The organism is Pseudomonas sp. (assembly GCF_036404235.1).
Lineage (GTDB): Bacteria > Pseudomonadota > Gammaproteobacteria > Pseudomonadales > Pseudomonadaceae > Aquipseudomonas.
The window spans coordinates 129,730-137,362 of sequence record NZ_DASWOT010000148.1; the positions used below are offsets into that span (position 1 = coordinate 129,730).

Annotated in this window: 7 protein-coding genes; 5 read left to right on the plus strand and 2 right to left on the minus strand. The window is 56.5% G+C overall.

Annotation, left to right across the window (positions count from 1 at the left end; all coding sequences use genetic code 11):
- Positions 1–61: 61 nt before the first annotated feature.
- The 4 genes from VGC62_RS18950 (at position 62) to fabF (ending at position 4,856) form a co-directional block, all read left to right on the plus strand.
- Positions 62–2,056, plus strand: a complete 1,995-nt coding sequence (locus tag VGC62_RS18950; RefSeq protein ID WP_331188612.1) for a nucleoside-diphosphate sugar epimerase/dehydratase — start codon at positions 62–64, stop codon at positions 2,054–2,056.
- A gap of 186 nt (positions 2,057–2,242) precedes the next feature.
- Positions 2,243–2,569 carry a helix-hairpin-helix domain-containing protein gene (locus VGC62_RS18955; RefSeq protein ID WP_331188613.1) on the plus strand — a complete coding sequence of 109 codons (327 nt, stop codon included), beginning with the start codon at positions 2,243–2,245 and terminating at the stop codon, positions 2,567–2,569.
- A gap of 175 nt (positions 2,570–2,744) precedes the next feature.
- Complete coding sequence (locus tag VGC62_RS18960) at positions 2,745–3,542, plus strand: SDR family oxidoreductase (protein ID WP_331188614.1); 798 nt, start codon at positions 2,745–2,747, stop codon at positions 3,540–3,542.
- Between the two features lie 39 nt (positions 3,543–3,581).
- Positions 3,582–4,856, plus strand: a complete 1,275-nt coding sequence (fabF, locus tag VGC62_RS18965; protein ID WP_331188615.1) for a beta-ketoacyl-ACP synthase II — start codon at positions 3,582–3,584, stop codon at positions 4,854–4,856.
- Positions 4,857–4,903: 47 nt separating this feature from the next.
- On the opposite strand, the gene VGC62_RS18970 is transcribed toward fabF, so the two are convergent.
- Both VGC62_RS18970 and VGC62_RS18975 read right to left on the minus strand, forming a co-directional pair.
- A complete protein-coding gene (locus tag VGC62_RS18970; RefSeq protein ID WP_331188616.1) occupies positions 4,904–5,467 on the minus strand; it encodes a TetR/AcrR family transcriptional regulator in 564 nt (187 codons plus the stop codon).
- Between the two features lie 138 nt (positions 5,468–5,605).
- Entirely contained in the window at positions 5,606–6,859 is a 1,254-nt protein-coding gene (locus VGC62_RS18975; RefSeq protein ID WP_331188617.1) for a D-amino acid dehydrogenase, read from the minus strand.
- Positions 6,860–6,967: 108 nt separating this feature from the next.
- Here VGC62_RS18975 and VGC62_RS18980 point away from each other — a divergent pair.
- On the plus strand, positions 6,968–7,633 hold a 666-nt coding region (locus VGC62_RS18980), incomplete at its 3' end, for a LysR family transcriptional regulator (RefSeq protein ID WP_331188618.1).

Sequence of the window (7,633 nt, forward strand, 5' to 3'; positions counted from 1 at the left end):
CCATGGAACTGATGCTTGCAGGATTCGTCGATAGGAGATTGAACAGTTGCTTGAGTCCATCATGAATAAATTACGTGCTCTTCTGCTGGCATTACCTCGCCGGCAGAAGCGTGTGATTCAAGTCGTCACCGATATAGTGATCGTCTGGTTCGCGCTATGGATGGCGTTCGTGGTTCGTTTAGGCATCGACGACCTGATCAACCCTCTGGAAATCCATACCTGGCTGTTCGCCAGTGCTCCTGTCATTGCGATACCGTTGTTCATCCGCTTTGGCATGTACCGTGCGGTCATGCGCTATTTTGGCAACGATGCGCTAGTGGCTATTATTAAGGCCGTCAGCCTTTCTGCGCTGATTCTCGGCGTTGTGGTTTATCTGTATAGCAATCATCAGCACGTCGTACCTCGCTCCGTGATGTTTAATTACTGGTGGCTGAGTCTGGTGATGATCGGCGGCTTGCGCCTTGCGATGCGGCAGTATTTTCTCGGTGATTGGTTTTCAGCGGCGCAGCATATGCCTTTTGCCAACCGGGACGACGGTCTTCCAAAGGTGGCTATTTACGGCGCGGGAGCGGCAGGCAATCAACTGGTGGCAGCCTTGAGAATGGGCCGTGCAATGAAGCCCGTGGCTTTCATCGACGATGACGACTCTATTTCCAATCGCATTATTTCCGGCCTTCAAGTCTACAAGCCCAAACATATTCAGCAAATGATCGAGGTGACGGGCGCCCAGGAGATTTTGCTCGCCATTCCGTCCTCTGCTCGGACTCGACGACGTGAGATTCTTGGGTTTCTGGAAGGCTTCCCTCTACACGTGCGCAGTGTGCCCAACTTCACCGATCTGGCCGCAGGCCGAGTCAAGGTTGATGACCTGCAGGAAGTCGATATCGCCGATCTTTTAGGACGCGATTCTGTGCCGGCTCAAGAAGAGTTGTTAGAGCATTGCATCAAGAATCAATGCGTTCTCGTGACTGGCGCAGGCGGTTCGATCGGTTCAGAGCTTTGTCGGCAAATTCTGTTGCTCAAGCCCACGACGCTGCTGCTGCTGGATCACGGCGAATTCAATCTTTATACAATCCTGTCGGAACTCGAGGAGAGGATCGTGCGCGAAGCGTTAACCGTAAAACTCTTACCGATTCTCGGTTCGGTGCGTAACCATAGCAAGCTACTCGATGTGATGAAGACTTGGCATGTGAACACGGTGTATCACGCCGCAGCGTATAAGCATGTGCCAATGGTTGAGCATAATATCGCTGAAGGCGTAATGAACAATGTCATCGGTACATTGAATACGGCGCAGGCTGCATTGCAGGCTGGCGTCGCCAATTTCGTTTTGATTTCGACGGATAAAGCAGTAAGACCAACCAATGTGATGGGCAGCACTAAGCGTTTGGCCGAGTTGACGCTGCAGGCGTTGAGCAGAGAGACCGCGCCTATTATGTTCGGCGACCGGTCCAACGTGCATCAGGTCAACAAGACCCGTTTCATCATGGTGCGTTTCGGTAATGTGCTGGGTTCTTCTGGCTCAGTTATTCCATTGTTTCATAAGCAAATTAAGTCGGGTGGCCCCCTGACCGTCACCCATCCAAAGATCACACGCTATTTCATGACTATTCCTGAAGCCGCTCAGTTGGTCATTCAGGCAGGATCTATGGGGCAGGGTGGCGATGTGTTCGTATTGGACATGGGGGAGCCTGTCAGGATCATCGAGCTGGCAGAAAAGATGATTCACTTGTCCGGTTTGAGTATTCGTTCCGAGAAGAATCCACAAGGCGATATTGCCATTGAGTTTACCGGATTGCGTCCTGGCGAAAAGCTGTACGAAGAGCTGCTGATCGGCGATAACGTCGCTGCCACCAGCCATCCGATGATCATGAGTGCCCATGAAGATCATTTGACATGGGATGCGTTTAAGTCGCGTCTTAGCGTACTCATCAACGCTGTAGAAGACGATGACTACACATTAGTCCGACAGATATTGCGTGAAACTGTAAATGGATATGCCCCTGACGGCGATATTGTTGACTGGATATATCAGCAGCGCCGTCAAGAACCGTAATGGTTATAGCGAGTGCTGCTTTCTAAGTACCGTATTGGTTGAATTCTGGGCGCCGAGCGAAATCGATAGACGCCTGGAAATATTAAGTGACCACCCGCATCGTTGACGCTCCCCGACTTTCGACTAAGTTGTAAAAGCAGCTCAGGAACGCTGCTTAAACCCCAACGATGTCATGGAGCGTTATTTATGCGTACTTCCCTTCTGTCCGCCCTCGCTTTCGCTTTTCTCACCAGCTTTTCGGTCGCAGCAACCGCTGCTCCGACAGCGCCGGCTTCCACATCTCCTGCTGTCGCCGTGCAGCAGGCCGACCAAGGAACTAAGGTCAACCTAAACACCGCCAGCGCAGAAACCCTGCAAAAAGAGCTGTCCGGCATTGGTGCCGGTAAGGCCAGCGCCATCGTTGCCTATCGAGATGAGAACGGATCGTTCACGTCTGTCGATGAGCTAATCGAAGTAAAAGGAATCGGCAAAGCGATCCTGGACAAGAACCGCGACAAGCTCGCCATCGAATAAGGGCATGACCTCCAAGAGGGCCGATCACTGATCGGCCTTTTTTATGCGTGCTCATTTAAACCTCCGACGCTCACCACCCAACCTTCCCATCTTGACACGATGAATGTTACTCACCATATAATCGTAAAATTGCATGCGTAATATCATCCCGCGTCTACCCTCGGAGCATTCCCCCATGAGCACTAAAGGCACAGCCCTGATCACCGGCGCTTCTTCAGGCATCGGCGCCACCTACGCAGATCGTCTGGCTAAACGCGGTTACGACTTACTTTTGGTCGCGCGCGACAAGGACCGGTTGGACAAACTCGCCGCTGAGTTGCGCGACAAAACCGGTGTGAACGTCGAGGTTTTAAAAGCTGATCTGACCATCAAGGCCGATGTCACGGTGGTGGCGGAGCGTCTGCGCCATGATGCTTCGATCACGCTGCTGTTGAATAACGCGGGTATCGCTGCAAATGGATCGTTGGCTGAGGCTAATCTTGATGAGGCGGATCGTTTGGTTCAGCTCAATATTGTGGCGCTGACTCACCTTGCTTCGGCCGCAGCGGCGAGCTTTGTGAAGAACGGCCGTGGGACGATTGTGAATGTGGCTTCGGTGGTTGCGATGCTGCCGGAGCGTTTTAACGCTGTATATACGGCGAGCAAGGCGTATGTTCTGAGTCTGACTCAATCGCTTCACGCTGAAATCGGTGAGAAGGGGGTTCACGTTCAGGCGGTTTTGCCGGGCGCCACACGCACCGAGATATGGGAGCGTGCCGGGATTGATTTGAATGCCTTCCCGCCTGAGATGGTGATGGATGTCAATGAGTTGGTCGATGCGGCACTGGCAGGTTTGGATCAGAAAGAACTGATCACCATCCCGTCGTTGTCCAGTGCGGCGGATTGGGATGCATTGGTCAACGCGCGTCTGGCGCTTGGGCCGAATCTGTCACTGCAGCATGCAGCGGCTCGTTACAAGACCACCGGCGCGTAATGTGTCGGTGAACCTGATGAACCTAAAAAAGGTGATTGCATGAGCGAACGTCGAATCGTAGTAACGGGAATGGGCTTGGTGACGCCTTTGGGCAGCGGTGTCGAGCCTGTATGGCGGCGTCTGCTCGCGGGGCGTTCCGGCATCGTTCAGTTACCCGAGGACGTGGTGGCCGATCTGCCTGGCAAAGTGGGTGGGCCGGTGCCGTTGCTTGCCGATGACCCGGAAGCTGGCTTCGACGCCGACGCCGCAGCGCCGCCTAAAGAGCAGAAGAAGATGGACCGTTTCATCCTCTTCGCTCTGGCTGCGGCCAAGGAGGCAGTGGCGCAGTCGGGTTGGGTCGCGGATACCGAAGAGAAGCGCGAACGCACGGCAACGATCATTGGCTCCGGTGTCGGTGGCTTTGTGTCTATCGCCGATGCGGTGCGCACTACCGATACCCGTGGGCCACGTCGTCTGTCGCCGTTCACCATTCCTTCGTTTTTGGTCAATCTCGCGGCGGGCCACGTGTCGATCCAGCATGGCTTCAAAGGCCCGCTGGGCGCCCCAGTGACTGCTTGTGCGGCCGGTGTGCAGGCGATTGGTGACGCAGCGCGGATGATCCGTTGCGGTGAAGCGGATATCGCGATTTGCGGTGGTGCCGAGGCATCGATCGATCGTGTGGCGCTGGGAGGATTCGCGGCGGCGCGTGCTTTATCCAGCGGCTTCAATGACACGCCTGAGCGTGCTTCGCGTCCTTTTGATCAGGACCGTGACGGTTTTGTGATGGGCGAGGGCGCGGGAATCATCGTCATCGAAACCCTGGAGCACGCGCTGGCGCGTGGGGCTACGCCGATTGTTGAATTGGTCGGTTACGGCACCAGCGCCGATGCTTATCACCTGACTGCCGGGCCCGAAGACGGCAGTGGCGCACGACGCGCCATGCAGACGGCGATTCGTCAGGCGGGTATTCAGCCCGCCGATGTTCAGCACGTCAACGCTCATGCCACGTCCACGCCAGTTGGTGACAAGGGCGAGATGGCGGCGATCAAGGCGGTTTTTGGCGATCAGAACGGCGTGGCGGTGACCTCGACCAAATCGGCTACAGGTCACTTGCTGGGCGCGGCGGGCGGTATTGAGGCGATCTTCACCGCGTTGGCGATCCGTGATCAGATTGCGCCCAAGACCCTCAATTTTGAAAAGCCGGACGAAGCGGCCACGGGTATCGACATCGTGCATGGCGAAGCCCGGCCAATGGCGATTGAGTACGCCTTGTCCAACGGTTTCGGTTTTGGTGGGGTCAATGCCAGCGTGTTGTTCCGTCGCTGGCACCCTTGAGCCGCTGAAGCCGCTCCCCTGTCGCCGATGGGCAGGGGAACCTGCACTTAGACTTCGCTGATGTGCTTTTTCAATTGTTTGCGCGTGGTGTCCAGAATCCGGTTGGCCAGTGCAGGGTCGCGCGCACTGCGGGAAAGCACCAATGCACCGACCAGGGTCGACATCAACATCAGGCTTTGATCGCTGTTATCCGTGCCGGGCAGTCTCGACTCAAGCGTTGCGAGCATGCGCTGAATCAGCTCATCAGTGATTTCGCTGGGCTGTCCACGCTGGCCCAACTCGGCCGCCATGGTCGGCAGCGGGCAGCCTTTGTCGGGTGAGTCCCGATGCGCGGTAGATAGATAGAGGTCGATGAACGCCTCTGCTGAATTGTCTTGCGCCAGTGCCTGCTTGTTTGACTCCTCCATCTGATCGACTGCGCAGCGCAGGGCTTTTTCAACCAGATCATCCTTGGATTTGAAGTGGGCATAAAACCCCCCGTGGGTCAGGCCCAGCGCCTTCATTAATGGCTGCAGGCCAGTCGCGCCAATGCCGTCCTTTCTGAAGCGTGCGGCCGCTTCGTGAAGGATGCGCTGGTGAGTTTGGGCTTTATGATCTTCGGCGTAACGCATGGAACGAGCCTCCCGACTATGGCTCTTGAGATGTTGATCGACATTCTCACATGGATGAGAAGTCGGTGCAGTATCCACTTTTCGGGCCACGTCACCATTGGTCAGTTGGTCGCAGCAAATGCGTGAGCCATTTTTGGATCAGTGCATCCTAGGCAGGGTCAGGCCATCAAGGCAAATTGGTGCCGGTTTACCGCCAATCAGATCGGCGATTATCTGCCCGCTGGCACTGGCGAGGGTAAAGCCCAGGCTACCGTGGCCGGTGTTCAGCCAGAAATTGCTGAACGGTGTGGCTCCGAGAATCGGCGCGCCGGTGGGGGTTGATGGACGAGAGCCCGTCCAGACCTGAGCCTGATGATAATCCCCCGCGTGAGGGAAGGTCGCTTCACATAAACCGCATAGGGCGGCGATGCGTTTGGGGTTGATCGCTGCATCGCTTGCGCCGATATCCACCATTGCTGCCACGCGAAACTGTTCTCCGAGGCGTGCATACACCACTTTGTTGTCGAAGTCGGTGACGCTGATGTCTGGCACACCGCTGTTGCCATTGAATGGTAGCGTCAAGCTGTAGCCTTTGAGCGGATAGAGCGGCAGTCGAATGCCCAGGCGTTGTGCCAGCCCGGTGCTGGCGTTGCCGGTCGCGAGGACGTAGTCGTCGGCCTCGAAAGGCGCGTCGTGTTCCAGGCTTAAGGCGTCGATGTGGCCGTTGTGCTCAATAAAGCCCTGCACGCGATGCTGCAATCGCTCATAGCTGCCGCTGGCGATCAAGCGCTCCTCAAGCTTGAGGCAGAACAAATAACAATCGGCGGCCTCGTCGGTATCGCTGAAAATTCCGCCTGCCAGATGAGCTTCCACGTCCGCCAATGCCGGCTCCAGCGCCACGCATTGGGAAGGGGTTAGCATTTGCGGGCCCACTTCGGAGATTTTCGTGCAGGCAGAGGCGAAACCTTTTTGGTTGCGATACACCACCAGCTTGCCGTTGCGCCGCCAGGCGAAGCCGTCCAGCAGGTATTCATCGCGCCACATATCCAGTATTTGTTGACTGAACAGCGACAGGCGCAGCAGGTGTTCGCCGTTGCGCCGATTGACGCTGGTGCGACAAGCCATCAAGAACGACAGGCACCAGCGCCATTGTGCGGGGTCCATGCGTGGGTGAAATTTCAGCGGTGCGGCCGGCCCGTCGAACATCCAGCCCAGCGCTTTTAGCGGTACTCCGGCATCGGCCAGCGGCGACACGTAGCGATAGCTCAACTGGCCGCCGTTGGCATAGCTGGTTTCTTCGGCGATGCGCGGCGCGCTGTCGATCAACGTGACGCGCTGGCCGCTACAGACCAACGCCCAGGCCGTGGCCAATCCGATGACGCCGCCGCCGATCACTGCAACATGTTTACTCATTACCACCGCATCCTCAGAGAGTGCCGGGACAATAAAAGACCGCTGCGCCGTGGAGCCAATGAACAATCAGGGTTAAGGTATTGCCAAAGGTTATGGTTCGGTGAGCTTATGCGGTTACGTCACATCGAAATTTTCCAGGCTATTTTGCAAACCGGCTCGGTCACTGGCGCTGCCAATTTGCTCAATATCTCCCAGCCAGCGGCGTCCAAGGCGTTGCAGCACGCGGAGTCGCAGTTGGGCTTCAGCCTGTTTACCCGCATGCGCGGCAAGCTTGAGCCTACGGCCCAGGCGCGTATTCTCGAAGGCGCTACCGTGCGCGTATTCGAAGACCTTCAAGCCGTGCGGCGTCTGGCCTTGAACCTGCGCACCCAGGAAGGCCAGCCATTGCGAATCATGGCTACGCCGACCCTGGCCCATACCTTGCTCCCGGTGATTATCCCAGCCTGGCACAAGAAATACCCTTCCAGCCCGTGCGAACTGTCCACCCATCACACCCGTGAACTGGTAGAGAGCCTGTTATTGCATGAGGCCGACATCGGCTTCTCGTTGCAGGACCCAAAACACCCAGGCTTACACGTCAAACCCTTGGCTCAGACGCGCATGTTGGTGATTGCCAGGAGCGGTTACTGGAGTCATGAAGCGATGCGTCACTCCTTGTCGATGGCAGAGTTGAGCGATGTTTCCCTGATAGGCCTAGACAGTCGCGACGCCCTTGGCGGGCTGTTGACGCATCATCTGTCGGAAGCCAGCGCGGCGCCGAATATCGATATCAGC